The organism is Methanosarcina sp. MTP4 (genome assembly GCF_000970045.1).
Lineage (GTDB): Archaea > Halobacteriota > Methanosarcinia > Methanosarcinales > Methanosarcinaceae > MTP4.
In genome coordinates this window covers 2,655,653-2,681,474 of sequence record NZ_CP009505.1, presented here as the reverse complement: position 1 = coordinate 2,681,474, position 25,822 = coordinate 2,655,653, and the positions used below count along the sequence as shown (strand labels likewise).

The window sequence follows — 25,822 nt, the reverse complement described above, 5'->3', positions numbered from 1 at the left end:
TTTTCAGGGCTCTTCTACGGTTATGGTAACGTCCATCCTACCCTGCCCGAGGACGCTGAAGTTATAGGTGCCAGCTTCTTCAAAGGTATAAGGGTAGCTGCGCCTGTATACCAGGTTTTTATTCTCAAAAAGTCCTTCTTCGCTGACCAGGGTGAAGAGTCTGTCCTGGAAATTAATCCAAGCAACGGTATCTCCTTCCTCGATCACAAGGCTTGAAGGGGAAGCTCTGAAGTTCTCTATTCTTACGGTGTAAGTTTTTGTACTAGTTTCAGGACTTATGATTGTTGGTCCCTCGGAAGTCACTTCCTCTTCAGGAGCTTCTTCTTCAGAAGTTTCGTTTTCTTCTGGTGTTACTTCTTCTTCAGGAATCATTTCCTCTTCAGAAGTTTCGTTTTCTTCTGGTGGTATTTCTTCTTCAGGAATCATTTCCTCTTCAGAAGTTTCGTTTTCTTCAGGAGCCACTTCCTCTTCAGGGATTTCTTCTTCCTCAGCAGGCTGTTCGTCTCCCACACATCCTGAAAGGAGCACGGCGCTTAATACGAGGAGCAAAACAATGATCTTTGCTTTCATCAATAAATTCCCCACGTCTATTTTATATGGAAATTCCGGGAGCTTGGCTCTTGTCCGGAATTTTGTGTCTTTTCTGTTTCTATTTGTTTTGAGTTTGCTTGAATGAATTTTCAGGTTTTGAGGTTGCTTTGATTATTCGTATTTCAACCAACCTTTTCTTTTCTTGAGATTGGTGTATGAAGGTCCGGTATAAGGTTTGGTATGAAGTCTGATAAGGTTTGGTATAAAATATGGTTAAGGTATGATATAAGTTATGTAAGTGCGCTCTTACACATAAATATGCTTAAAGTACATAATTCATAATTCAAGTATATAAGAGATATTTCATGGTGGAATTCCGGATTTTGCTTTCCGGAACTAGATTTTTAGCTCTCTATTCTACTTTTCACATGCCGCTTACATAACTCCATAAGAACAATGCGGCAACTCCTGTGAAGGTTATCATCCCGAAAACTGTCTTTGAAATAGAATACAGTTCGTTTGAGCCGGATATCTTGCTGAGCAGGATCTTGTTTACCGTGCTGATCAGGCTTGCCAGCACGGCCGTGTTTGCTGCGGTCATGTATGAGATGTTCCCGCTTACGGCAAGCAGGGTGATGGATACGATTACCCCCGAGCTGCTGACAAAAGCCCCGAGGGCGGTTGCGTAGATCCCGGCAGTGCCTGCCACTTCATTGGCGGTGCTGCCTATAATAAGGATCAGGGTGAAAGCGGCTCCGAACTTGAAAGCAGGGCCAAGGGAAAAAGGAGACTTGATCTCAAGGGTTTCCGCGCCGATCGGGCAGAGGTTTTTGTTCTTCCTGAGCACAAAGAGGGCTGAGAGGAGGATTACTGCAAGCTGGGGCGGTAACATTAAAAGGGTTGTCTTCCCGCTCGGGTCAACTATGAACGCCACTACCAGGTTCCGGATAAGCATTGAGGTGTTGCAGAGCAATATTCCGACAAGTACGGGTTCTGCCATCCCGGAACTTTTTTTTGAGATCCCGGCAAGGGCTCCGGTGGTAGCTTCGCTGTTCACGAATCCTCCTAGAAAACCGGAATAACAGAGCCCCTTTTTTGCCCCGAATTTTCTCAGGAGCACGTAGCTCAGGAAACTTATCAGGGATACCAGGACAACGATCAGGATTGCGGTTTTCAGGTCTACAAGCCCGAAAATCTTTTTTTCAGGCATCACGGGATAAAGGATGAAAGCCACGGCCAGGAACTGCATGGCGTTCAGGAGCTCCTCCCTTGTTAGGTTCCCGGCAAACTCGTGAAGGGGCTTTTTCTGTATCAGGAGGAAGCTCACCACAACTGCGGAAACGATTGCAAAGAGGCCGTACCCGTACCCCACAAGCACTCCCTGGATGAATATGAAAAAAAGGGTGATGGGACTGGTCACGCCTATCCTCTGGTACATGGTGATTTTGGTGTAGGTGATTATGCAGCAGACTGCTGCAAAGAAAAGCGCAGCTATGTACACGATTCCTGATCCCGTTGAGGCTGTCAGGAGGGCGGTAAGCATCCCTGTAATGCAGGTTATACTGTAGGTCCTTACTCCTGCAAAGATCTCGTGAGTCTGGCTGCGGTGTTCCCTTTCGATCCCGATAAGTATCCCTATAAGGAAAGCTATGGCCAATTTTTGGAGGAAATCGATAAAAACCGGGTCAAACCCAAAATCCTGGATTACGTCCGTCGTTCAACCTCAGAAAATTCCATATGTAAAGTTTGGAATTTAATTTATTTTAAACATTCCCTTTTGATATTTCCGCAAGGGATAAAGGGATAAATCCAGGTAGAAACAGGAGGTAAATAAAACAAAAAAGTATCCCTGAAAGCCCGGCCGATATTCCGGCAAACGGGGGTCAGGGATTCGGGATTGAAGCAGGTTCAGACTTCTATAAGCTCGACTTCTATGGTTTTGTCCTCTTCGGCTTCCTCAATGGTTATCAGGGCGCAGGAGCCCTTGCAGGCTTCTCCGGGGTTCACCACTGTGGTTTTTCCGACCTTTTCTAAACCTTTGGCTTCGTGGATATGCCCGCAGACTATAAGGTCTACCCTGTCAAGGAACTTCCGGATGGCAGTACTGCCCACGTGCCCGCAGGGGATTTCGTCGCAGGTCCCCTGAGGTGGGGCATGGGTCAGGAGCACGACCTTCCCGCAGTTCCCGGCGGCTTCTGCGGAGCAGACCATTCCTTCAAGGGTGCTTTCGATTTCTTCTTCCGGAATTTCGAAGGGGGTGTTGAAGGGGGTGGGGTTCGAGCCTCCGAGTCCGATGAATCGGATTTTTCCGATCTGTTTGGCTTTTCCGTGGAGGTTGGTCGCCTTTGAGGCGTCCAGGGCTTCCAGAATGCTCTTCTGGTCACAGTTCCCTGGAATCGCGAGCACGGGTTTGTCGAACAGTTCCATGAGTTCTTCGACCTTCTCATCGGGGCCGAAATTGGTCAGGTCTCCTGCGATGACTGCAAGGTCGAAGTCTCCTGCCCGTTCCATGATTGCTTTCATTTTCGAATAGTCCCCGTGGGGGTCGGAAATTGCGAGTATCTTCATCCTTATCCCTTTCTGGATCTTGATTTTTAATTATTATAACTGTTCTCTGTGTGTTTTATTCATCCAGTTTGATTTACTCTTTCCAGTCTGATTTATTCTTTCCAGTTTGATTTATTTTTTCCAGTCTGATTTATTCATCCAGTATGAGCTTATCCGGGCTATGCCAGTGAACATGCATACATCTTTTATATCCCTTACGTAAATATAGTGCCTCCATGCGCGATATCGTTATCATAGGGCACAAGGCAATGACAAGCGGAGATTTTCCTTTAAACGACCTTCCGGGTTCGGCGGGTCGGATGGACATCCTCTGCCGCTGTGTGAGTTCTGCCCTCTTTCTCTCTTTCGGGATGCGAAGAGACGTAAATGTACACCTGCTCCTCCTCGGGGAACCCGATCCCGGGAAAATCGTGCGCTTCGACGGCATGACCCTGAGGTACCTGAACCCGGACGAGCGCAGTAGCGGCTCTTTAATCCAGAAAGCCCTCAAAAAGGAGGCGTCTGAGTATGAGGTCCGTTCCACACCAGGTGTCTGGGTCTGTAGGGGTGACCTGAAAACCCTGCTGGAACAATTTAAGGGGCGCACCCTGCTCTACCTCCGGGAAGACGGGGCAGATATAAGGGAAGTTGCCCGGGAAATTACGGACCCTGTTTTTATCCTCGGGGACCACACCGGGGTCACCGAAGAAGAGGAAGAAGAAATCCTTGGGGCAGGAGCGAAAATTATCTCCGTGGGTCCTATTTCCCTGCACTCCAACCACTGCATAACCCTTATCCACAACGAACTTGACAGGCTGGAAGCTGAAGTCGAGCCTGCCGTTGAGAGCGAATGTGCAGCCGACAGGGTTGAAAATTAAGTTGCAGCCGATTGGGTTGAACCCAAGGTTTCAGCTTGAAGGGCTGAAACTGAAGCAGGCGGGTCCTGGGAGTGAAAACTCCCATAAAGCCTGTCTTTTCGGAAGGCGAATAAAAAACGTTATATCACAGTTCCCTGTATCAGGATAGACGCTTACCTGATTATTTACCCCTTATCTTTAATTCCACCTATTCACCGATCATCTTTCAATCATTTATTGTGTAATCATTTATTGTGTAATCATTTATTGTGTAATCATTTACCAATCATTTACTAATCATTTATCGTGTTACTCATTTCCCTGCTACCCCGAAAGAGCTCTCAAGAAAGTGAAACCAAATGGATGTACTGGAAATTTCAAAAAAGATACTTCAGGAAGGCCCTGTCTGTGACCACTGCATGGGCCGCCAGTTTGCAAAATTATCCACAGGCCTCAGCAATATGGAGCGGGGTCAGGCTGTTAAGCTGACCCTTGCCCTGGAAGGGGACCGTGTCTATAAAACTGAAAACGACGACACCCTTCTCAGGGAACTTGCTTCCTGCAGTGCTTACGCAAGAAAGACGCTTGGAATCGAAGGCGAGGATGAGCAGTGTTGTGTCTGCCTTGACCTGTTCCGGAAACTGGACACCTGGGCCGATGAAGCGGTCAGGCAGCTTGAAGGCATTGATTATTCCACTTTCCTCGTGGGTACGAAGGTGAGCGGGCTTCTGAGTGAAAACGAAGAAATCCTCTGGGCAGAGACAGGGACCTCTTATGCCGAGCAGCTGAAGACCGAAGTCAACAGGGAGGTTGGGAAGCTGATCTCTGGAAAGGTAGGAAAGGACGTTGATTTCCAAAACCCGGACATAGTGATTACCCTTGACCTTACAAAGGAGGAGCTGGAGCTTCAGGTCAGGTCTGTCTATGTCTACGGCAGGTACAGGAAAATGGTCCGCGGCATCCCACAGACCCGCTGGCCCTGCCGGAAATGTCGGGGAAAAGGCTGCGAGATCTGCGATTTCACGGGCAAGCAGTACCCCGAATCCGTGGACGAACTGATCAAGGACCCTGTGGTGGAAGCTTTCCTGGCTGTGGATACGGCTTTCCACGGTTCGGGCAGGGAGGATATCGACGCCCTGATGCTCGGGAGCGGAAGGCCTTTTGTGGTGGAAGCAAAATCCCCGAAAAAACGCTCGGCAGACCTTGAGGAACTGATGGCGGAGATTAACGAGCAGGCAGCAGGAAAAGTCGAGGTAAGGGACCTGAAATTCGTTGCAAAGGGCATGATTGAAACCCTGAAAAACTCAAAGGCGGATAAAGCTTATAAGCTTAAAGTTACATTTAAAGAGCCTGTTTCAGAGGAAAAGCTTAAATCCTGCCTCGAAACTCTAAGTGGCACTGAGATAGCCCAGCAAACCCCCACGCGTGTTGCGCACCGAAGGGCCGATCTGATCCGGAAAAGGCGCGTGCATGAAATGGAACTTAAAGAGCTTACCGATTCCGGCTATGCTTTTATCACGGTGCACTGCGAAGGCGGGCTCTACGTGAAAGAGCTGGTCTCAGGGGACGAGGGCAGGACAAACCCAAGCCTCAGCGGGCTTTTAGGATTCCCTGCGCATGTGGAAGAGCTTGACGTAATCAACGTCGATATCTGAACCCGACCAGATGTTTGAATCAAGTTTATATCTGACTCCGGCTTTATAGCCGAATCGGATTCATATCTGAATCAGACCAGATGTTCGAATCAGACTCATATATCTGTATCGGGCAATGGCTGAATCGGGGTCACATCTGAATCGAACTTGCATCCGACCAAATTTTCACGGTATGGCAGGTTTATTTAAATAATATTTATCTTATTAGATAGAAGATCTTATTAGAGAGAATTGACATTAATCGAGCATTCTAAAGGAGGAACATGCGATGACAAATTCCCACGGTGAGAGACGTTGCACAAGGTACAAGTTAAAAAAGACAATTCGTGAGAGGGGAATCTCCCCTGTAATCAAGGTAATCCAGAAGTTCGACGAAGGGCAGATGGTCCACATCGATATTGACCCGAGTGTCCAGAAGGGCATGCCCAATGCCAAGTTTCAGGGTTCTACCGGCAAGATTGTCGGGCAGCGCGGAAGAGCATATCTGCTCCAGGTCCGCAGCGGCAACGCTATGAAGGAAGTTCTGTCCCTGCCTCAGCACCTGAAACCGCAGAAATACAATTAAGCACAGTGTAGATGTTAGGTTTCATATAACCTAACCCACTTTTATCCCCTGCCGTTTACCTGTAGCATTTTTGCGTAGCGTTTAAGCTCCCTACTTAGCAGTTTTAAAAATAATAGCCCAATCTTTGAGTGGTTTTTTCAGGTAGGAAGCCTTCAGGATAGGAAACGGATCTGTGCAAAAAAATATTTTCAAGAGGGGATGTGCCAGAGTTGCTTTTGAAAATATCAGGTTTCAGCTTATTCAGAATCATCTATAATTGCAGATATGGAGACATTTGATGTCCGTTGACATTTGATGTCCAGATACATTGTAGCTCCAGATATATTGGATGTCCAGAGACATCTATAATTATATATCGTTTGTCAAACATACAAATGACTTATCTCCGGATGGTCGAATTAGTCGACAGGTTGAAGCTTAAGAAAAGTTAACAGGTGGAAATTAATAGCAGCTTATTAGGGGAAGGACAGAAGATAAATCGAAGTAGATGCCCCGAAAAGCGGTAACTACCTGAAATTCTAGCCCAACAAGAGTGTATTCCAATGATAGTTAAGGAAGTCCTGAATGAAGAGTTATTGACGCTGGCTGAAGTCAAGGAAATGCTGTCCGAGATCGCGGACGAGCGCAGAGAGAGAAATCTGGAAGTGGCATACGAGTTCCGAAAAGCCCTGCACCACGCGGAGGTGTTTGCAAAAACCACTTCTGAAAAATCCAGAGGGCTGGTCAACAAGTTGCTTGAACTTGAAAAAATGAAGCCTGTTATCGCGGTCCGGATTGCAGATCTCATGCCACAGTCCAGGGATGAACTCAGGGCTGTTTACGCTAAAGAAAAGTATACCCTCAGCAATGAGGAACTGGACCAGATACTCGAGTTAGTAGCCGAGGCAATGGACTGAATTAGGGGCAGGGAATAAGAGAAATAGAATAGAATAAGCTATATAGAAGTTTTCATCTTGTTATTCATGAGGGTAGTCCTGGATACCTGGGAAAATTTACTTAAGTCTCTGGGAACATCTTGACCTGAGGGATTATCCTGAAGGTTAAGGAATCCCCCTGACCGGAGGATATCTGCATAGCTCGGGTAATCATTTAATACCGGGGAATCTGACATCACCGGGGGATTGCATAGGTTGCCTGAAGGCTGGAGAATTCTCCATCCGGAAGACGATCATTAAAAGTTGGGAATATCCCGGTCATGCAGTAAAGGAATATTCCATAAGAGGAATGTTTCCATAAGAGGAATGTTTCCATAAGAGGAATGTTTCCATAAGAGGAATGTTTCCATAAGAGGAATGTTTCCATAAGAGGAATGTTTCCATAAGAGGAATATTCTGTTCATGTTATGATAAGTTGGGAATCTTCCGAGATCATAGATAGCCGGGAGTATCCTGGTTGTAAATACGTTCTGGGGTTAATTTATATATAGGATGGGTGCTGATGAGAGACGAAAAATCACAATCAGGTGGACCGCAAAAGGGCAGAAATTCCACTGGTAAATCTTTTTCTGACAGACGTTCGGCAGGTAGGCCTCACCCTGAAAGAGGCTCTCGCTCATCAGGTCCTCGACCTTCCGGGAAAGGCGGGGAGAATTCCGGTGAAAGGGAAGAATACGTATGGGTGCTTGATTACCTCCCTTACGGGAAAGCAGTGAATGCAAGGTCCTTGTCCCAGAAAAAGCCTCTGGTCCAGGCGGTTGGCGACAAGAAGTTCACCCTGATGGAGCTTGTCCCCAAGAACGGCGTGATCCCGGAAATCCAGGCAAGGGTCTACATCGGATCCGGCGACCGGGACACCATCGACCACGTAAAGCAGCGCATTGGCTACCCCGACCTGACCCACGGTGCAAACCTTGAACTCCCGTACATCCTTGAAGCCTGTGTCCGGCACCAGGAAGAGAGATTCGTAAAGTTCTTCAATGAAGCTCATTCCATCACCACCCGCCTTCACATGCTCGAACTCCTTCCGGGGATCGGGAAAAAGCTTATGTGGTCTATCATCGATGAGCACAAGAAAGGGGATTTTAAGAGTTTTCAGGATATCCACGAGAGGATCCCGAGTCTTCATGACCCGGCAAAGGTCTTAGCTCACAGGATCGAAGAAGAACTCAAGGACGACTTTATCAAGTACAGGCTCTTTACTACTCCGCCGCGCCGCCAGAGGCCGGCATGAGGGGGATCTTTTGAAGGGCCTCTTAGCTTTTATTCCTTTTTTAGATCGATTTTATTCATCCAATCCGTTATTTCGTGCAGATAATACGCTATCTTATTCACTCTACTCGCTATCTTATTCAGTCTATCCGTTATTTCGATCAGTCAATCAGCTATCATATTCAATTTATCCATTCAGGAGTTTTCATCTTTGGTTCGTTCTATTCTAAGGAAATACCGCATAAAAGGCGGCGTCTTCGACCAGCACTTCCTGATCGATGCCGGTTACCTCGACCGGATTGTTGCGGCCGCCGAACTGACCTCCGAGGACACGGTACTCGAGATCGGGGCCGGCATCGGGAACCTTACCGAAAAGCTTGCAAGAAAGGCGAAAAAAGTTATCGCAATCGAACTTGACCCTGCCCTTGTAGCAGTCCTCCATGACCGCTTCGATTCCGTGGAAAACATCGAGATCATCCCCGGCGACGCCCTGAAGCTCGACTTCCCCGAGTTCGACAAGGTCGTCTCGAACCTCCCCTACTCTATCTCCTCGGAAATCACTTTCAAGCTCCTTCACCGGAACTTCAAAACGGGCATCCTCATGTACCAGTACGAGTTCGCAAAACGCATGGTTTCTCCCCCTAACTGCAAGGACTACTCCCGCCTCACGGTCGACACCCAATACTTTGCCGAGGCCTCAATCCTCATGAAGGTCCCGAAAGACGCCTTCCAGCCCGCTCCTGAAGTCGACTCTGCCGTGATCAAACTGGTCCCCCGCCCGGCTCCCTTCGAAGTCCGGGATGAAGCCTTTTTCCTGGAGTTCGTGGCAGCCGTCTTCAGCCAGCGGCGAAAGAAACTGCGAAACTCCATTCTTAACACAAATCACCTCCTTAAAATCCCTGAGGTCAAGGAAATCGTAACCCAGCTCCCTGAAGATTTCATGGGCAAACGGGCCGAAAACCTGACTCCCGGGGAACTTGCGGAAGTCGCGAACATGATCCTTGATCTGAAATCAGATCTGAAATCTGCCTGAAATTCGAGCTGAAATCCTGCTTAAATCCTTATCTAAAACCTGAACCTGAGAATGCATGGTGGAAATCGAATATAATAATGCCCGGGTAAAGCTCGGGGAAACCGATCTCGTCTACGAACCCGCCGAAGACTCTTTTTTACTTGCCGATGCCGCCCTTGAGGAGGCAGAGCCCGGAATGCGCGTCCTGGAAGTCGGAGCAGGAAGCGGTTTTGTATCTGCCGTGCTCCGGGCAAACCTCGAAAACGTCCGTATAATTGCAACAGAAATCAACCCCCATGCAGCCCGTTGTGCTAAGGAAAACGGAGTCGAGGTCATCCGCACCGACCTTTTCAGGGGAATTGAACCCCAGAGTCCGGAAACCCGCTTTGACCTGATCCTTTTCAACCCCCCGTATCTCCCGACCTCTGAAATGGAAAAAGTGCCCGGCTGGCTTAATTACGCTTTTGACGGCGGGACAAGCGGGAGGGAGACCCTGGACAGGTTTTTGGACAAGGTGAGGGTTTACCTCAGGCCGGGAGGGAAAATTCTGGTTCTCATCTCTTCGATAACGGGAGTTGAGGCTGTGCAGGAAAAGATGGAAGGGCTCGGGTTTGCCGTGGATATTGTAGGGAGGAAAAAGGTTTCTTTTGAGGAGCTGGTAGTTGTCAGGGGGAGGCTTTCATGATATTTCAAACTTTAGTGATATTTCAGACAAATGTTTTTCAGAGTTCGTTTCTCCCCGAGCTCGAAGTTGTCGGCTTTTTCAGTCCCTTTAGCCTTCCGGCTGCTTGCTCCGAAATCTTTACAAGAACGTAATTTATTTTATCAGTTAAAAGCGCGACCTGAAACGCTCCATCCAGTCCTTTTAATTGCTTTTCCAGGCCCTCATTTTCCTCTTCAAGTATCTCCAGCTCATTTTCCAGCTCCTGCAGGGCCTCGAAAATAGCATTCTTTTCCCGTTTTGCATCGTTATATTCCAGTATGAATTCTCTGAACTTTTCATCTATGCTTTCCAGGCAGGCCCGGTATTCCCTGATGGTCCGGAGCAGGTCTTCGGGCAAACCTTCAACATCCTTTATTTTTTCAGCTCTTGTGATGTATTCTTCGAACGGGCTTTCTTCAGGACCTGAGAGTTCGATTGCGGGATTGAGCATTTCCCTTATTTCCGCACTCACAGCTCCGGACCGGATCATTTGTTCCTTCCGGACGATGATTTTTACTTTTTCCCGGATTTCGGTGCGGGCTTCTTTAAACTCTACTGAGAATTCGGCTTTCAACTGCCTAAGTAAAGTGTTTTTCTCTTCGAGTTCCGATAATTCACCCTCTTTTTTTTCCTGAATTTCAAGGATCTCTCCCTCATTTTTTTCCCATTGAGCTTCCAGCTCCTCAATCTTTATCGAACGCAGCGTGAGCACTACCAGGTACAGAAGCCCACATGAAAAGAAAAGGATATACACAATCGATATGGTGGAAAAGGTCCATACCCAGTGAAAATAGCTTAGTGAGGGAAAGAGCTTTGCAAGTATGTGGAGCTGGCTTACGGGTTTTCCCCCGTTCATTATGTAAAGAATGTATGCATTATAAGCCATGTCAAAAAAAGCGGTAACAGATAATGCCGTAAAATGAATGAGTACTTTTCTGATCCCTTCCCCATTTTTATCCAGACGCCTGACCGAGGGGATCGTAAAAGCAACGAGGACCGTGTACATCGTCCCGACTACGGCGAGGAAGATGGCGGGGAGTGTGTGGGCACTATCCATACTTAGTAATTAGATTCTAAATATATTAATTTTTAGGGGGTACGAGGTTAAAAAATAACTTAAGTGGTAAAAATTCCGGAATATTTTAATATAGAAATCTGGTTTTTATAAAAAATAAATCTCCGGAATCCAATCCCTTTTACTCGCTGGCTTTGGGTTATGGAAAAATGTTTCCCCTTAGCGTCCGAGTTTTACTAACTCACTTTTGGGTTTTTATCCCGGTGATTTTTACTCTCTTTGTGCGCGTTTTTCCGGACTATCTCAATGTCCGGTCAATTTCATTTTGTGATTGGTAGTTACCACTATCATATTCAGGATATCCGAGTTTTTTGTTGAAATGGAAGTTATCAATTATTCCATCTTCATAGTTTTCCCAGTCGCTGTTTTCATAATCTGCCCAATCTTCTGCGGTAGAACTCGCATCATCAAGAAGGTCTTCCCATCCGGCGCTTGCGGTTGGGATGTCTATAATTAATAAGAAAAGTAATGTCAGTATAGCTTTAGTATATCCCAAAATAACCCCCCTTCCAGGTATTTTCCATTAATTATTCATATTATATTATAATTTTCAGTATTCTTTTCATTATATAGAAACGTCTTTCATATCTTCTCGTCTTCTCCACTAAATTTTCAAGATTAAAAGTGCTGAAATATCCCGTTCAGAATCTTGCTCACAGCAGTATCTACGGAAACTGTTTATGGAAATCGGTTCAAAAAAAGTATTCTTCTCCGGGGTAAATGAGAAAAATCCCTGTATTTTGGAGTTTTAAAAAGAAGGAAATTGAGCTACACCTATATTTGTAGCTGCAAAAAGTAAAAATAGTGTTGAATCTCCCGGATTTCGAGAAAAAATATCTTAAGGTGAGTTCCTCACTCAGTGGTTCACCGTTTGATTGATTATATTCTCGTCCAGGTCCGGGAATTCACTGTTCAGGATTTCTCTGACCCTTTTGATATAGGCTTTTTCTATCATGTAGGGGTCTTTGATCGAATCTGCAAGTTTCAGGGGCCTGTCTTTAAGGGCTCCGAGGGTGCCTTTTTCAGCTTTGCGGGAATAGACCAGCGCTCCTCCTTCAAAGAGTGTTATGACAAATTTCTGGATTGCTTTTCTGGAGATCTTCCGGCTTGAGCCCATTCTGGAATAGAGGTGATCGGTTACGCTCTGCATGGAGTGTTCGGCGTCCCCTCTGTAATGTTTGTAGATGTTTCTGCACAGGGTAGACCTCCGGCTGTTTGCTTTCTGGTACTTCAGGGTTTTGAGGTACTTTTTGGCTTTCTGGGTTGCGTCTACGCTGGTGGTCTTTATATCTCCGGCATCGACCAGGTGGACTTCGTAGACGCTTTTTTCGTTGCGGTTTATCCTCTCGACGAGGTCTCCTTCAAGAGATTCCACGTATTTTTTAAAGGAGGAAAATCCGAATTTTTTTTCCGAAAAAGAGGGGTCTATGCGTTTCAGGCCAACCTTGAGGTTCGACATCAGGACCGGCTCTTCGTCCGACCGGTTCTTTATATACCGGATCATAACATCCCTGCCGGCGGCATCTATGCTTTTGCCCCCTGTTCCGGAGGCCTCTTCTTCCTCTTCTTCCCCCTCATCTCCCTCCTCTTCTTCTTCTTCTTCGCCGATTTCCGGCGGGCCTATCATCTCGGATTCCGTTTCCGTTTCCGTTTCAGGTTCTCCCAGTAGTTCGTTAAGGGACTTGAATTCCGTGCAGTTGCTCTTGACGAGACTGCCCACTGAGTGCTCAAAACCGACCACAATTACGCTCTTGCCCCTTGCCCGGATTTTTTGCAGGAGAGGGATGAAATCCGTATCTCCTGACCCTATTACAATCATGTCGATGGACGGAAACAGTTCAAGGTTCTCCATCACGTCCACCGCCAGGCGGACATCCACGCCGTTCTTTCCCTGGGCTGAAGTTAAGGGGAGGTGGACCAGCTCAAACCCGTTGTTAAGCAGGGCTCTTTCATACTGGCTGAAATGGTAAGGCTGCCAGTTAGCATAAGCTCTCTTTATGGAGATGTTGCCTCTGCTTGCTGCAAAATCCACTATAGGTCCCAGCGAAAGGGGCTTTTCCTTGGAAATGTACACTTCCTCGGAAGAAATCACAAGGTTTTCAAAATCAAGATAAATAGCTATGTTGTTATCTTTGTTCTCAGTCAAATCAAAACTCCCCTCAAGGCAAATCTCACATGGCTTAATTCTGTGGAAAGCCGAAAGGACCAGAAGAACCCCTGCCTCCCTTATATCACTATTCTTCTTTCAAGCAGATTAATATTTAAAATTATTCCAGAAGGATCTTCAAAATGAAAATCAATCACCTCAAAAACAAATTCCCGGATCTATTGCAAAAGCAAAAATAAAATAAGTGAGATATAAATATCGGATAGTAACGTAATATAGAATAAAACCCAAAAAGTATGAGCACCATGACTTCCTCAACCACGAACACTTCTTCAATCACGAACACTTCTTCAATCACGAAAACTTCCTCAATCACGAAAATGAATCCGGACCCGAAATTTCTTATAGGTGTCGAAGGCCCCGCTGACAGGCAGGAGCCTGCGCTCTGGTTTGCATTTCGGGGTCGGGACATTCTTCTCAAAGTGAAGAAAAACCCGACAGCTGTCCCGAGGCTACAGGACTTCGGAGAGCTCGGGCTTTCGGCTGTCAGGGAACAGTACATGGGTACGCTTGAAGGGGTCCACTGCTATTCCGTAGAGCTTGAAGAGGGTATAGAGGTTCCGGAAGGAATGGAATTTCTGGACCTCAAGCAGGCACATGCGAAGCTCAGTGAAAGGTGCTTTTCGCTCGTGAACAAGGCGGTCCAGGTAATGGAATGGGACCGGGTCAACCAGTTTTGCAGCCGCTGCGGGACAGGAACTCTCCCTATGGTCGGGGAAAGGGGAAAGAAATGCCCCAAATGCGGGGAACTTTTCTACCCCCGGATCTCGCCTGCGGTAATCGTGCTCATCAAAAAAGGAAAGGAAATCCTGCTTGCCAGGTCCCCGAATTTCCCTCCCGGCCTCTACGGCCTGGTCGCAGGCTTTGTCGAACCCGGAGAATCGGCTGAAGCTGCCGTTGTCCGGGAAATCAGAGAGGAAGTCGGAATTGAAGTCAGAAAGATCAGCTATTTCGGGACCCAGGCCTGGCCGTTTCCAAACTCCCTGATGATCGGGTTCACTGCGGAATACGAATCCGGAGAAATCCGGCCAGACGGTGTGGAGATCGAGGATGCTGGCTGGTTTTCGGCTGAGAAACTTCCGGTCCTGCCTGGAAAAATCAGCATCTCAAGGAAGCTAATCGATTATTTCCTGCAAGAAGAAGGGTTGGATAAATAAGATCAGACATTGTGGGGGTATCGCTCTGGAGCAGGGGCTGCTTTTTTGCTTTCAGAGCTTGAGGCGGAGGAGGACGTTGTTGTATTTCTTTCTGCTCCTTTTTCTTTTTCATTTTCAGGAAAAAGCCGGCCGCCTTTGGCGCCCGGTGAGAGTCCCGGCTTCCTATTGGGTTCAGAATATGGTTTCCTTGTTTTTTGATATCATGTGGATGGAAAATGCCTCCTTGTTTTTGATACTATGTGGATGGAAAATGCCTCCTTTTTTGATATTATGTGGATGAAATAGCTTTCCCGGTTTTTGGAAAGCGCAATGCCTAAAAGGAAACAGGACTTTCTTGATTACGTAGTTTAAGGATAAAACAAGGACAAAATCCAGGATAAAATAAAACTAAAATAGACATTAGAAGAATAAAAGGTCATAAAGGGACATCAATTTGATTCTTTTTCATAAGGAGGGACTCATACGGCAAGCAAGGTATATTTTACAGGCCTGAGGGCACAAAACCCCAGGGATAACACGATCAGTAAGATTCAGCGGCTTTTTGATGCTGCAGGTTTTGTCGAACTTTTAGGGGTAGACGACCTGACGGCAATCAAGGTCCATTTTGGGGAATACGGAAACGACGGGTACATCAACCCTGTCTTCGTCCGGCAGGTTGTCGACAAAATCCGGGCTTCAGGGGGAAAACCTTTTGTCACGGACACAAACACCCTCTATTCGGGGAGCCGGCACAATGCAGTTGACCACCTGACAACGGCAATCGAACATGGGTTTGATTACTCCGTGGTCCGGGCTCCGCTGATCATTTCCGACGGGCTGAAGAGCCAGAACATAGCCGAGGTCGAAATCAGGCAAAAGCACTTCAAGTCCGTAAAAATCGGGTCCGATATCGTGGCAGCCGATTCCATGGTCGTGATGTCGCATTTCAAGGGGCACATCGTTGCAGGTTTCGGAGGGGCGATCAAGAACCTGGCTATGGGCTGTGCCCCTGCTGCCGGGAAAAAGGACCAGCATTACCCTACAAGTCCTCACGTGGTTGAAGAAAGGTGCATAGCCTGCGGGAAATGCGTGGAAATCTGCCCTGTGGGTGCCGCTTCAATCGAGGGAGATTCCTCGAAGCTCGACCCTTCCATCTGCATAAGCTGCGGACAGTGCATGGAAGTCTGCCCTGAAGAAGCCATCGACCTGAACTGGGAAACGGACATCCCCGAATTCCTCGAATGTCTGACCGAATACGCCTATGGGGCAGTAAAGGACAAGCAGGAAAGGGTCGGGTACATCAACTTCCTGCTCAATATAACTCCTGACTGCGACTGCGTGCCCTGGAGTGATGCCCCTATCGTGCCTGACATAGGGATTCTCGCCTCAACGGACCCGGTTGCCCTGGACCAGGCAAGCTACGACCTCGTGAACAAACAGGTCGGATTCAAGGGCTCTTCCCTGCAGTGCAACCACGAAGCCGGGGCTGACAAGTTCAAAGGGGCCTGGCCAAAAGTGGACGGCACCCACCAGCTCGAATACGGGGAAAAGATCGGGCTTGGGAACAGGGATTATGAACTGGTTGAGATTTGAATGGGGTGCCTTTCAGGCCCCTCCCATTTCAATATTTTCTATTAAGCTGAATATTGAACAAAATTTCAATTTTTGAACGTTTTTTCAGGATTTTTTTGGTTTATGAATGTTTTTTCAGGATTTTTGTGACTTGTGAACATTTCTCAGGAAATTAGCTATTAATCCGTTAAGAACCATCATCTGTATAGGGTCTTTCCATGATTCACGAAGCGATGTTTTACGAAAAACTCAGGGAAAATAAGGTCCGCTGCTCCCTCTGCGCCCACCGGTGCAAAATAGCTCCCGGTAAAAGGGGTATCTGCGGAGTCCGGGAAAACTGCGAAGGCAGCCTTTTTTCCCTTGTCTACGGAACCGTCTCAAGCGAAGGGGTGGAGCATATCGAAAAAAAACCGCTTTTTCACTTCTATCCGGGGTCTTTTGCGTACTCGGTAGGGACTATAGGCTGCAATTTCCGCTGTAAGCACTGCCAGAACTGGACTCTTTCCCAGGTTCCTCTGGAAGAAGCTTATACGGCAAGTCTCAGCCCACAGCAGCTTGTCCAGCAGACAAAGATGGCAGGGTGCCAGTCGGTTTCCTTTACTTACAATGAACCTACAGTCTGGTACGAGTACACTTATGATGGGGCGAAGCTGGCAAAGGAAGCAGGACTTATGACCAGCTACGTTACAAACGGCTACATTAGCCCCGAAGCCCTTGAAAAAATAGCCCCATACCTTGACGCCTTTAGTGTGGACATCAAGGCTTTTACCGAAGAGTTCTACAGGGATATCTGCAGTGCAAAACTTGCTCCTGTGCTCGAAACAACGCTTCTTGCAAAAAAACTCGGGATACATGTGGAGGTTGTTAACCTTATCATCCCCACCCACAACGATTCTTCCGACGAAATCCGGGAACTCTCCCGCTGGGTCTGTAAAAACCTGGGGAAAGATACCCCGCTTCATTTCAACCGTTTTTATCCCCATTATATGATGAAAGACCTGTTTCCGACACCTGTGGAAACTCTTGACAGGGCGCGTTCGATTGCTCTTGAGGAAGGGATGCGCTTCGTGTACGTGGGAAATGTAGCCGGGCACCCGCATGAGAATACATATTGTCCGGAATGCGGCACCCTTCTGATTGACAGGGGATTCATGGAAGTCCAGGAATACAACATAAGTCCCGAAAAGACCTGCCCGAAATGCGGGGAGCACATCCCGATTGTCGGGGAATATCCGGGGTTTTCAAAAGCTTAATCAGGCAGATTACAGTTTTTTGAGCAAATTACAGTCCTGGCTCAATTTGATTTCGATTTACTTCCCTTTAATTTCCTGCCTTATTGAACCTGATCTTGAATTCGGTTCCGTTGTTCCTTTTGAGTTCGACACTTCCATCTATCTGTTCAACGAGAATGTTTACAAGCTGGAGGCCGAGGGAATCCGTATTCTTAAAATCCATTTTTTCAGGAAAGCCCTTCCCGTTGTCGACTACTCTCAGGGCATACTGCATGTCATTTTCACTTTTGCAGCCTTTTTTGGTTTCGGAACTACTGTCTTCCCTTTCATTTTCATAATTCTCCGATTTTGACAGGTTTATCCGGATTTCTCCTCCTTTTCCTTCAGGAAAGGCGTGCTTCAGGGAATTCGAAACGAGCTCGTTTACAATAATCCCCAGGGGGACAGCAGTATCCATTTCCATATAAATCGGCTCAATGTCCAGTTTCAGGCTAACGCCCTCATTTCCTATGCTATAAGAACTTAGAAGTTCCGAAGTCAGCTTCCGGAGATAAACTGCAAAATCAAGGGTTTCCATATCCTTTCCCTGGTACAGTTCTTCATGAATCAGGGCCATGGAAACTACACGGTTCTGGCTTTCCCTAAATGCTTCAAGGATTTCCTTATCGCTGAACTTTTCCGCCTGGAGGCTGAGTAGTGATGAGATCACCTGCAGGTTATTTTTAATCCTGTGATGGATCTCTTTTATTCGGGCTTCCTCTGTCCTGGTAAGGGTTTCTTCAGCCATTCTACGTTTGGTAATGTCATGAACAAAACCCTGGAATTTTCCGGAGCTTCCGGAATCTCCGGGAATGCGCTGCATAATTTCCCTTACCCACCTTATTTCTCCGTCTTTTCTCCGTATTCTGTATTCCAGCTCGAGAGCGGAATCCGGGTTAGATTCCACCATTTTCATGTTTTCAAAAATTAGCGGCTGGTCTTCGGGTAAGACTATTTCGGCCCACTTCAATTTCCCGGAAATAAAGTCCTTTTTGCTGTAAGCCGTGATCTCTTCCACAGCCCCGTCGATGAATACCGGATTGCCTTTTTCGCTAAATTGAAAGCCGATAAGTCCCTGGAGGTTCTGTACTAATGAGCTGTATTGTTCGGTTTTTGCCTGCAGGTCTTCCACTGTAAGCTCACTGGCAGCTTTGGTTTTCTCCACTCCGAGCATCCTGTAGATTCGGCCCTGGTCGTCCTTAAGGAAAGTAGTTTCTCTCCTCAGGGCTTCTTCTCTGAATTTAAGTTCCCTGAAAAGAAGGTTGAAGGGTTCGTCAAAGCCTGTTTCCACGATCGCTATGTAGATCAGGTAAAAAGACAGGACATTAAAAATGTGCCCTATAAAGTTGAAAATCTCTTCTGTGTATGTGTAGTAGGTAAGAGCCAGCTCCGCGAAGATAGACACTGTTATGGCTGCCGTAAGTATCCTGAAAACATGTTTTTCGAATCTGTCTCTTTTTTGATGCAGAAGAACCAGCGAACTGATCAGCAGGAAAGAGATAATATATTCGCTTAAGATTTTAAAAGGAGTAAGCCCGACCCCTTTCACATAACAGTCCGGAAAGTTCCTGTAATGGAAGATCGAAAGCAGGAGAGTTGCCGTAATTACGGCATATACGAGAAACACTTTCCAGGCAAACTGTTCATTTCCATTAGTTTTTGTATGTCGGTTTCCATCCTCTACAAAGCCTGTCAAAAGCAGCGGGGCTACAAAAAAGGAGACTCCTCCCAGGTACCTTATAGCTATCCAGAGCTGTGCCGGAAGGTTTGCCCCATACCCGGGAAAAACGTTTATTCCTTCATATGTAAATGCGCGTAAAAACCCAAGACATGCTATGAAAAAAAGTGCTGTCCCGATGAATGTAAGGTATCGGTTTTCCGAAACAACTTTTGATTTCCATACTATTATGAAAACCATGTAAGCTATTATGACGTTAAACTGGTTTACCACAATGCGAAAGAACAGGTAGTTATTAAGGCTGATCGTATAGAGTATGCCTGTTCCGATCAGGAATAACCCCAGCTTAATAAGAGATGGCTTAAGGGTTATGTTAAATTTCATCTCCCCGCATTGCATCCTGAAAATGTATCTGTTAAATGTAGTATAAAATATTTTTGAAATTTTATATATTGTATATATATGAATCCGGATAAACACCCCCGATTTCACACAAAACAATCGAAGCACAATTAACCCTGTTAGTAATAGAAACCATATAGGCGGGTGCTTTCTATTGCAGTATTTTAACCTTTAAACGAATGCCTGCAACGTTGACATCAAAATTTTTGCCGAAAAATCCTATCAATATGTCGCAAGTGCAAAGCTTGTCCCTGGCGCTTGAATTTTCCATCCCTGCAAAAAAATTCGGTCTCCATATGGGAATACTGCCCCGGATCAATGCAGGAACAATAAATATGTGAATGCGTAAAAATATTCACATAAAAATATTTGGAAATCTCCAATACGCAATTTTACTTGATTTCATCGCAAATCTATTTTTTAAAAAGTTACATATAGCATGTATTCCCTGTTAATATATGAACTAATATTATCCAACTTTACTGGAGATGCTGGTGTATGAATGTTTGGGAATACGATATAAAAGCGCTTAGATACAGTGATCTGTCGAAAACAAAAGAGGACCTTAATAATCTGGGAATTGAAGGCTGGGAACTGATCAAGTTCGCTGACGAAATGGATGAGAATGGTGTAATAAGGGCTGTTTTCAAGCGACCTGTTGATTATGTTGATTCAGCATTCTGAAACTATTTTTTTACAATTTCTATTCCTTTTAAGTTGTTTTCCTATTCTTTGATCTGATTTTCTATTCCTTTTAACTTTCTAGTTTCCTGCTTTCTTGCTTTTTGTTCCTATCTCTTTAACTTGCTGGTTTTCCGTTTTCTTGCTTTTTGTTCCTACCCCTTTTAACTTGCTGGTTCTGGCTTTGATCTGCCCTTTTGGTCCCGAATCTCTTTTCTAAGGAAATTCCCTTTCGGGTCCTCTTTATCTCCTTCTTTTTTGACCTATATGTCTGACTATCTTTGATTTATATGTCTGCGCATATTCTATAATATTTTTATTAAGTTTTCTTTGATTGATCCATTTCGAAACTTTTATCACTATGAACTATTTTTCTCTATTGTGCATAAAAAAATAAAAAATAATATGATCTTGTATTAATTTATTTAATATTATGTTAAATTAGTATTCATATTATTTATGAAAATATGTTAAGATCATATTTTTCTTTGTTTTATTGCTAAGTTTGCTTGCTATGGAGTAAAAGGTGAAAAAATGAAAATTCTGGTTTGCGGAAAAGGAGGAAGCGGCAAGAGCACGGTTACTGCTCTGCTTGCAAAGTCGATGGCTGATAAAGGCTACAATGTCCTTGTGGTGGACAGTGACGAGTCGAATTTCGGGCTTCACAGGCAGCTTGGGCTTGAACTACCTGAAGATTTCATGAACTTTCTGGGAGGCAAGAAGACCCTTATTGAGAAGATGATGGGTGCGATGAAAAAAGGTGAGAAACCCGAATTGTTTGAAGAAAACTGGAATATCGCCGATATCCCCCGGCCTTACGTGGCTACTAACGGGAACATAAAAATGGTTTCAGTGGGCAAGATTCATGATTTCGGGGAGGGTTGTGCCTGTCCCATGGGTGCGCTTGCAAAACACTTCCTGAAAAATATCTCCACCGGAAGCCGGGACTTCGTGCTTGTGGACACGGAAGCCGGGGTTGAACATTTCGGAAGGGGGGTAGAGGAAGGGTGCGACCTCATTTTAATGGTACTGGACCCCTCTTACGAATCCATCAGGCTTTCGGAAAAGGTCGCGGAGTTGTGCGACAGAGCTGGCAAAAAACTGCATTTTATCTTTAACAAAGTTGATGGAAGTGGCAGGACTGCAATGCTGGGGGCTGTGGGAGAGGAGCGCGTGTTGAGTATCATTCCTCCGAGCGATGAGCTTTTTCAGGCAGGGCTTGCAGGCAGGGAGTTCGAGGTCTTCCTCCCTGAAATTGAATTCATTGTCGGGTCCCTTATTTCCGGGGAGTCCAGCTGAAGCGGGTATCCGTTGCTGTTCAAGTTAGTATCCGTTGCAATGAAGGGTGTCATTTTTAATCCGTTTAATGGGGTAAAATGTTGACGAGGGTGCATATGATAAGAAAAGAAAGAATAAGAGCAGGAGTTTCGCTGTCTTTCCTGCTGCTTCTGGCCATTTTCGTGCTGTTGCCTGCAGGGGTAAGCGCTGCCAGTTATGAGGAAATAAAATCCGTAACCAGGGTGGCTCCGGAAGCTTTCGGAGCCGACGAGGAAGTTGAAATCGTACTGAATATCGAGGGGGAAGCCCCTCTTGCGGTCGGAATTGTTGAAAAGATTCCGGAAGGTTTCCGTTTTCCTGATAAAGATGCCGACGTTTCGGATGCAGCCCATTTCGAAGTGGACCGGGAAGCCGGGATGATCGCTTTTTCCGTGCTTGATGAAACGGAAATAAGGTACAGGGTAATAGCCTCACCTGCCGGAGGAAAGGACAGTTTTACGGGAGAATGGGTTGACCTGCTCGTGCAGACCCCTGAACTGAACGAGGGAAAGGAAAGGTGGGAAAGCGTAAGCGACCCTAATTCTATCCTGCCTGCCAGCGGAAGCAAAAGCCAGACAGGGTCTTCAACAGCCTCTGATTCAAGTAAAGCCGGTTCCGAGGAATCTGGCAGTTCCGCTCCCGGGTTTGGGATTGGTATTGCTTCCCTTGGTTTGCTTATCTGTGCTTCTCTATTTAAAATGAAAATAAGCGGAGGAAGAGAGATAGGTGGAGGGAGAAAGATATCAGGAGGGAGAAAGTGATGAAGTTGTCATCCGCGATGAAATTGCCATCGGTGCCTAAACCATCATCCGGTTTGCTTGCCGGACTTTTGCTTTTCATATGTATCGGGCTGCTTTTCGTGAACCCTGTGGCTGCCTCTGCTGCCGAACTTCCCTGCGGGGGAGGGGACGGGGAGATTTCCGAAGAAGAACTGGCAGATGCGGTCTGCGCCTACATGCTCGGGGAAGGGAGCTATTCCCTTGACGATGTAGGGGATGCGGCTTTCATCTACAGCTTCTGGGACGGAAAAGCAAAGACGATCACAGATATGCACGACCGCCAGGTAACTTTTTACAGGCCTGTGGAAAGGATCATAACCACAAACCCGGATAATTCCAGGATTATCATAGCTTTCGGTGACCTTGACAAATTTGTTGCAACGGACGAGTGCACGCGGGGAGGCTGCGTACTTCCCAGGGACGTCAATGACAACAAAATTGCCCTGGGTGCTTGGGAAGGCCTGCAGGTTTATGGAGGAGGGCAGCTTGATGAGCTTCCCGAGACCAATACGCGCAAGGAAATTGATTACGAAACCATGGCCCTTTTGAAACCTGACGTGGTCTTCGACGCCCTCTGGTACAGCCGCGGAGACCTGATTGAGGAAAAGGTTGGCTGTCCCTGCGTGGATGCAGGTACCGGGTTTACCTTTGAGGAAGACTATGCCCTCATGAGGCTTTTAGGAGAGGTGCTTGACCGGGGAGAGGAAGCCGAAGACCTAGAGAACTTTGTCCAGTCAAAGGTCGACATGGTAAAATCGGTCACTGACCAGCTTGATGAAAGTGAAATCCCTACCGTTTATTTTGCTCCCAGGGGTGCGAAGAAAGGGTTTTACGATTCCGTGGAAGGCCGGGACTTTACTAGGACCGAGGCAGTGTACGAACCTCTCACCCTTGCAGGCGGGGATAACCTTGCGAAAGAGTGCGAGGGGGAAGAGATAAACGTGGCTCCGGAACAGATCGTTGCCTGGAACCCTGAATACATTTTCGTTGCCTGGAGCACCTGGGATGGCCAGACCGGAAAGGACTTCGTAATGGAAACCCCCGAACTGTCAGAAATCCCGGCAGTGAAAAACGGGCATGTCTACGACTGCTTCTACCCGTACTGCAGGGGAAGGCCGATCGACCGCAGCCTCCTGAACATGATGTATATGGCAAAATGCCTGCACCCCGAGGAATTCAAGGACCTTGACCTGGAAAAGGAAGGCAACGAGATCTACAGGAAACTGTTCGGAGTAGACGGGGTTTATACAGCTATTGCCGAATACCAGCAGTTTGCCGAAGAGGTGTCCTGAAGTCCGAACTTGCTGAGGTTTGCATTTGCTGAGGTCTGCACTTTTGGAATTCGTGAAGAAAATGCCCGGAACTTATACTCGGAACCCCGGAAATAAGACACGGAGCCCCGGAAATTTTGGACTTCGTAGAGAAATGCCCGGAAATACAGAAATATCGAGATGGTAAAGCATGGCAGGAATACTTGAAAACCCCATCAAGGGTGCACTGAAATCCCGAACCGGAAATAATGCCGTTCGGGCAGCATACCACAGGTATAAGTGGAGAAAGCTCTGTTTCATGGTTTTTCTCCTGCTGATGGTTGCATTCCTTGCAGGGTACATAATAACGATCGGACCGCTTGATATTACCGTGCTTGATGTTTACCGTATTTTGCTCGACAGGTTTTTCCCGGGCCATTTCGGGACTTTTGAGCTTCCCTCCCAGGTTGTGTGGAACATCCGCTTTCCCAGGATTGTGGGCGGCATCCTTGCAGGTTTCGGGCTTGGGATTTGTGGCTGCGTAATGCAGGCAGTGCTTAAAAATCCCCTTGCAAGCCCTTTTACCCTCGGGATCTCGGCAGGAGCTCATTTCGGGGTTGCGGTTGCGGCGGTCATGGGGGTCGGGATCGTAAGTGGGCCCTATCTGCTTGTAGGGAACGCTTTTTTGTTTGCAATGCTCTGCGCCTTTTTCATTATCGCGCTTGCAAGCCTTAAAGGGGCAAGTTCCGAAACCCTGATCCTTGCAGGCATAGCCGTAAACTACCTTTTCAATGCCCTTAGCAGCCTTTTCCAGTATTTTGCAACGGATGAGCAGCTCAGGGTTATGGTAAGCTGGGGTATGGGAGACCTTTCAGCCTTCTCCTGGAAGAATTTCCCTTTGCTTCTGGGACTTTTTGCCATCTGCATACCCCTGCTCTACCTGAAGGCTAATGACCTGAACCTGATGGCAGTGGGGGATGAAAACGCGAAAAGCCTGGGAATCGACGCAAATAAAGTCCGGATGTTCAGCATGGTGCTTGCAAGCCTCCTTGTTGCGACAATAGTATGCTTTACGGGCACCATCGCCTTTATCGGGCTCGTTGCACCCCACATGGCCAGGATGATCATAGGTTCCGACCACAAATACCTGCTCCCTTCTTCCGGGATCCTGGGCGCTTTGATCCTTATCTCGGCAGACGCCATCGGTATGAACATCGTAAGGCCGACAATCATTCCCACAGGCATCACAAGTTCGCTTCTTGGGGTGCCGTTTTTCATGTATCTGATCCTGAAGAGGAAAAGGAAGGAGTTCTGGTAAGGAGGGAGCTTGGTAAAAGGGGATTATGATAAGTAAGAAGTTCTGGTGAGGAAGGAGTTTGGTGAGGAAGGAGTTTGGTGAGGAAGGAGTTTGGTGAGGAAGGAGTTTGGTGAGGAAGGAGTTTGGTGAGGAAGGAGTTCTGGTAAGTAAAGTAAAATGAGGGGAGCAGCACTGAAGCAAATAGTGGACCACTAGTGGGAAATGAATTCCGGTCTGAAAAGGAGTTCTGATAGGATGGTAAAAATACAGGTAAAGGATATGGCGTTTGGGTATTCAAACGTGAATATTTTTGAAAATGTCTCATTTGACATTCGGGCTTCAAGCCTGGTAAGCATTGTTGGGCCTAACGGGGCGGGGAAGTCCACACTTTTAAAGTGTATTGACAGGATCCTTTCTCCCAGGGCAGGAAATATCACTGTGGAAGGAAAAGATCTCAGTCAAATGAAAAGGCTTGAAGTGGCAAGGACGCTCTCCTACGTCCCCCAGAGTTCCAACAGGGTATTTTCAAGCACTGTTTTCGAAACCGTGCTTATGGGAAGACGTCCGCACCTGGGCTGGTTCAGCGGTGAAAAGGACGAGGAAAGAGTCTGGGAAGCACTCGAAAGGCTTGGAATCGAAGACCTTGCCCTTTGCATTTTCAATGAGCTTAGCGGGGGGCAGCAACAAAAAGTCCTGATCGCAAGAGCCCTCGTGCAGGATACCGGGGTTATGCTTCTTGACGAACCTACAAGCAACCTGGACATCTGGCACCAGCTCGATGTCATGGAACTGGTAAGAGGGCTTGTAAAAGAAAAGAAGGTCGCTGCTCTCATGGCTGTCCATGACCTGAACCTTGCTGCCAAGTATTCGGACGGCATGATTATGATGAAACAGGGTAAAATAGTTGCCATGGGAGACCCTTTTTCAGTCCTGACCCCTGAAAACATCGCTTCTGTTTACGGGGTCGAGGCTAGCGTAAGTACCCATGCCGAAGTCCCCTACGTACTGCCTTTGAAGCAGCTTGAAGTAGCCTGAGATTAAGATTTACCCTTGATTTAAATTTACTCGGATTTCCTGAAATTTCAGGTCATCTTCGTAGACTTTTTCCTGATAGCGAGGATAGCTCATTTTTTTTATTTTTCTCTGTTTCTTTTAAATAATTTTTCTGAAAATGAGGTGC

At 46.7% G+C, this 25,822-nt stretch carries 24 protein-coding genes; 17 read left to right on the top strand and 7 right to left on the bottom strand.

What is annotated here, in order from left to right; all coding sequences use genetic code 11:
• Positions 1-3: 3 nt before the first annotated feature.
• From MSMTP_RS11100 to MSMTP_RS11090, 3 genes are all read right to left on the bottom strand, one after another.
• Positions 4-570, bottom strand: coding sequence for a hypothetical protein (locus tag MSMTP_RS11100; RefSeq protein WP_048179317.1), 567 nt, complete (start codon positions 568-570; stop codon positions 4-6).
• Positions 571-955: 385 nt separating this feature from the next.
• Positions 956-2,188, bottom strand: a complete 1,233-nt coding sequence (locus MSMTP_RS11095) for an MgtC/SapB family protein (protein WP_369799589.1) — start codon at positions 2,186-2,188, stop codon at positions 956-958.
• 251 nt (positions 2,189-2,439) lie between these two features.
• Positions 2,440-3,099, bottom strand: coding sequence for a metallophosphoesterase (locus MSMTP_RS11090; protein WP_048179312.1), 660 nt, complete (start codon positions 3,097-3,099; stop codon positions 2,440-2,442).
• 215 nt (positions 3,100-3,314) lie between these two features.
• Here MSMTP_RS11090 and trmY point away from each other — a divergent pair, with 215 nt between their 5' ends.
• The 7 genes from trmY (at position 3,315) to MSMTP_RS11050 (ending at position 9,999) form a co-directional block, all read left to right on the top strand.
• Positions 3,315-3,956 (top strand): tRNA (pseudouridine(54)-N(1))-methyltransferase TrmY, encoded by a 642-nt coding sequence (gene trmY, locus MSMTP_RS11085; protein ID WP_048179308.1) that lies wholly within the window; start codon positions 3,315-3,317, stop codon positions 3,954-3,956.
• Positions 3,957-4,294: 338 nt separating this feature from the next.
• Positions 4,295-5,590 (top strand): tRNA pseudouridine(54/55) synthase Pus10, encoded by a 1,296-nt coding sequence (locus MSMTP_RS11080; RefSeq protein WP_048179305.1) that lies wholly within the window; start codon positions 4,295-4,297, stop codon positions 5,588-5,590.
• Between the two features lie 268 nt (positions 5,591-5,858).
• Complete coding sequence (locus MSMTP_RS11075; RefSeq protein WP_048179303.1) at positions 5,859-6,155, top strand: 50S ribosomal protein L21e; 297 nt, start codon at positions 5,859-5,861, stop codon at positions 6,153-6,155.
• A 542-nt stretch (positions 6,156-6,697) separates the two neighbouring features.
• Positions 6,698-7,051: an RNA polymerase Rpb4 family protein gene (locus MSMTP_RS11070; RefSeq protein ID WP_048179300.1), complete on the top strand. Its 354-nt coding sequence runs from the start codon at positions 6,698-6,700 to the stop codon at positions 7,049-7,051.
• Positions 7,052-7,592: 541 nt separating this feature from the next.
• Positions 7,593-8,324, top strand: a complete 732-nt coding sequence (locus tag MSMTP_RS11060; protein ID WP_048179289.1) for a DUF655 domain-containing protein — start codon at positions 7,593-7,595, stop codon at positions 8,322-8,324.
• Between the two features lie 189 nt (positions 8,325-8,513).
• Entirely contained in the window at positions 8,514-9,335 is an 822-nt protein-coding gene (gene rsmA / locus MSMTP_RS11055; protein ID WP_197076074.1) for a 16S rRNA (adenine(1518)-N(6)/adenine(1519)-N(6))-dimethyltransferase RsmA, read from the top strand.
• A 55-nt stretch (positions 9,336-9,390) separates the two neighbouring features.
• On the top strand, positions 9,391-9,999 hold the full coding sequence (locus tag MSMTP_RS11050) for a HemK2/MTQ2 family protein methyltransferase (RefSeq protein ID WP_048179287.1): 609 nt from the start codon (positions 9,391-9,393) through the stop codon (positions 9,997-9,999).
• Positions 10,000-10,036: 37 nt separating this feature from the next.
• Here MSMTP_RS11050 and MSMTP_RS11045 read toward each other — a convergent pair whose 3' ends face one another.
• From MSMTP_RS11045 to MSMTP_RS11035, 3 genes are all read right to left on the bottom strand, one after another.
• On the bottom strand, positions 10,037-11,074 hold the full coding sequence (locus tag MSMTP_RS11045) for a hypothetical protein (protein ID WP_048179285.1): 1,038 nt from the start codon (positions 11,072-11,074) through the stop codon (positions 10,037-10,039).
• A 256-nt stretch (positions 11,075-11,330) separates the two neighbouring features.
• Positions 11,331-11,588: a hypothetical protein gene (locus MSMTP_RS11040; RefSeq protein WP_048179283.1), complete on the bottom strand. Its 258-nt coding sequence runs from the start codon at positions 11,586-11,588 to the stop codon at positions 11,331-11,333.
• A gap of 360 nt (positions 11,589-11,948) precedes the next feature.
• On the bottom strand, positions 11,949-13,238 hold the full coding sequence (locus MSMTP_RS11035; RefSeq protein WP_048179280.1) for an NYN domain-containing protein: 1,290 nt from the start codon (positions 13,236-13,238) through the stop codon (positions 11,949-11,951).
• 266 nt (positions 13,239-13,504) lie between these two features.
• Here MSMTP_RS11035 and nudC point away from each other — a divergent pair, with 266 nt between their 5' ends.
• The 4 genes from nudC to amrS all read left to right on the top strand — a co-directional run bounded on the left by nudC (position 13,505) and on the right by amrS (position 17,220).
• Positions 13,505-14,416, top strand: coding sequence for an NAD(+) diphosphatase (gene nudC / locus MSMTP_RS11030; RefSeq protein WP_082090740.1), 912 nt, complete (start codon positions 13,505-13,507; stop codon positions 14,414-14,416).
• Between the two features lie 45 nt (positions 14,417-14,461).
• A complete protein-coding gene (locus tag MSMTP_RS19305; protein WP_156153800.1) occupies positions 14,462-14,614 on the top strand; it encodes a hypothetical protein in 153 nt (50 codons plus the stop codon).
• A gap of 291 nt (positions 14,615-14,905) precedes the next feature.
• Positions 14,906-15,988 carry a DUF362 domain-containing protein gene (locus tag MSMTP_RS11025; RefSeq protein ID WP_048179277.1) on the top strand — a complete coding sequence of 361 codons (1,083 nt, stop codon included), beginning with the start codon at positions 14,906-14,908 and terminating at the stop codon, positions 15,986-15,988.
• A gap of 197 nt (positions 15,989-16,185) precedes the next feature.
• On the top strand, positions 16,186-17,220 hold the full coding sequence (gene amrS, locus MSMTP_RS11020) for an AmmeMemoRadiSam system radical SAM enzyme (RefSeq protein WP_048179274.1): 1,035 nt from the start codon (positions 16,186-16,188) through the stop codon (positions 17,218-17,220).
• Positions 17,221-17,287: 67 nt separating this feature from the next.
• Here the strand turns inward: amrS and MSMTP_RS11015 are convergent, their stop codons facing one another.
• Positions 17,288-19,300: an MASE3 domain-containing protein gene (locus tag MSMTP_RS11015; protein WP_231582760.1), complete on the bottom strand. Its 2,013-nt coding sequence runs from the start codon at positions 19,298-19,300 to the stop codon at positions 17,288-17,290.
• Between the two features lie 516 nt (positions 19,301-19,816).
• Between MSMTP_RS11015 and MSMTP_RS11010 the strand changes: the two genes are divergently transcribed.
• The 6 genes from MSMTP_RS11010 (at position 19,817) to MSMTP_RS10985 (ending at position 25,677) form a co-directional block, all read left to right on the top strand.
• Positions 19,817-20,002, top strand: a complete 186-nt coding sequence (locus MSMTP_RS11010; protein ID WP_048179269.1) for a hypothetical protein — start codon at positions 19,817-19,819, stop codon at positions 20,000-20,002.
• A gap of 531 nt (positions 20,003-20,533) precedes the next feature.
• Positions 20,534-21,298 carry a P-loop NTPase gene (locus MSMTP_RS11005; RefSeq protein ID WP_048179267.1) on the top strand — a complete coding sequence of 255 codons (765 nt, stop codon included), beginning with the start codon at positions 20,534-20,536 and terminating at the stop codon, positions 21,296-21,298.
• Between the two features lie 95 nt (positions 21,299-21,393).
• Positions 21,394-22,077, top strand: coding sequence for a hypothetical protein (locus MSMTP_RS11000; RefSeq protein ID WP_052718379.1), 684 nt, complete (start codon positions 21,394-21,396; stop codon positions 22,075-22,077).
• Complete coding sequence (locus tag MSMTP_RS10995) at positions 22,077-23,387, top strand: ABC transporter substrate-binding protein (RefSeq protein WP_231582759.1); 1,311 nt, start codon at positions 22,077-22,079, stop codon at positions 23,385-23,387. Before MSMTP_RS11000 ends, MSMTP_RS10995 begins: the two co-directional genes overlap by 1 nt.
• A gap of 169 nt (positions 23,388-23,556) precedes the next feature.
• Positions 23,557-24,663, top strand: a complete 1,107-nt coding sequence (locus MSMTP_RS10990; protein ID WP_048179262.1) for an iron ABC transporter permease — start codon at positions 23,557-23,559, stop codon at positions 24,661-24,663.
• A gap of 234 nt (positions 24,664-24,897) precedes the next feature.
• Positions 24,898-25,677 (top strand): ABC transporter ATP-binding protein, encoded by a 780-nt coding sequence (locus MSMTP_RS10985; protein WP_048179260.1) that lies wholly within the window; start codon positions 24,898-24,900, stop codon positions 25,675-25,677.
• The last annotated feature ends 145 nt before the right edge of the window (positions 25,678-25,822 follow it).

Coding starts and splice junctions, on each gene's coding strand:
- MSMTP_RS11100 (WP_048179317.1), bottom strand. CDS start 570: ATGAAAGCAAAGATCATTGTTTTGCTCCTCGTATTAAGCGCCGTGCTC.
- MSMTP_RS11090 (WP_048179312.1), bottom strand. CDS start 3,099: ATGAAGATACTCGCAATTTCCGACCCCCACGGGGACTATTCGAAAATG.
- trmY (WP_048179308.1), top strand. CDS start 3,315: ATGCGCGATATCGTTATCATAGGGCACAAGGCAATGACAAGCGGAGAT.
- MSMTP_RS11080 (WP_048179305.1), top strand. CDS start 4,295: ATGGATGTACTGGAAATTTCAAAAAAGATACTTCAGGAAGGCCCTGTC.
- MSMTP_RS11075 (WP_048179303.1), top strand. CDS start 5,859: ATGACAAATTCCCACGGTGAGAGACGTTGCACAAGGTACAAGTTAAAA.
- MSMTP_RS11070 (WP_048179300.1), top strand. CDS start 6,698: ATGATAGTTAAGGAAGTCCTGAATGAAGAGTTATTGACGCTGGCTGAA.
- MSMTP_RS11060 (WP_048179289.1), top strand. CDS start 7,593: ATGAGAGACGAAAAATCACAATCAGGTGGACCGCAAAAGGGCAGAAAT.
- MSMTP_RS11050 (WP_048179287.1), top strand. CDS start 9,391: ATGGTGGAAATCGAATATAATAATGCCCGGGTAAAGCTCGGGGAAACC.
- MSMTP_RS11045 (WP_048179285.1), bottom strand. CDS start 11,074: ATGGATAGTGCCCACACACTCCCCGCCATCTTCCTCGCCGTAGTCGGG.
- nudC (WP_082090740.1), top strand. CDS start 13,505: ATGACTTCCTCAACCACGAACACTTCTTCAATCACGAACACTTCTTCA.
- amrS (WP_048179274.1), top strand. CDS start 16,186: ATGATTCACGAAGCGATGTTTTACGAAAAACTCAGGGAAAATAAGGTC.
- MSMTP_RS11015 (WP_231582760.1), bottom strand. CDS start 19,300: ATGAAATTTAACATAACCCTTAAGCCATCTCTTATTAAGCTGGGGTTA.
- MSMTP_RS11010 (WP_048179269.1), top strand. CDS start 19,817: ATGAATGTTTGGGAATACGATATAAAAGCGCTTAGATACAGTGATCTG.
- MSMTP_RS11005 (WP_048179267.1), top strand. CDS start 20,534: ATGAAAATTCTGGTTTGCGGAAAAGGAGGAAGCGGCAAGAGCACGGTT.
- MSMTP_RS11000 (WP_052718379.1), top strand. CDS start 21,394: ATGATAAGAAAAGAAAGAATAAGAGCAGGAGTTTCGCTGTCTTTCCTG.
- MSMTP_RS10995 (WP_231582759.1), top strand. CDS start 22,077: ATGAAGTTGTCATCCGCGATGAAATTGCCATCGGTGCCTAAACCATCA.
- MSMTP_RS10990 (WP_048179262.1), top strand. CDS start 23,557: ATGGCAGGAATACTTGAAAACCCCATCAAGGGTGCACTGAAATCCCGA.
- MSMTP_RS10985 (WP_048179260.1), top strand. CDS start 24,898: ATGGTAAAAATACAGGTAAAGGATATGGCGTTTGGGTATTCAAACGTG.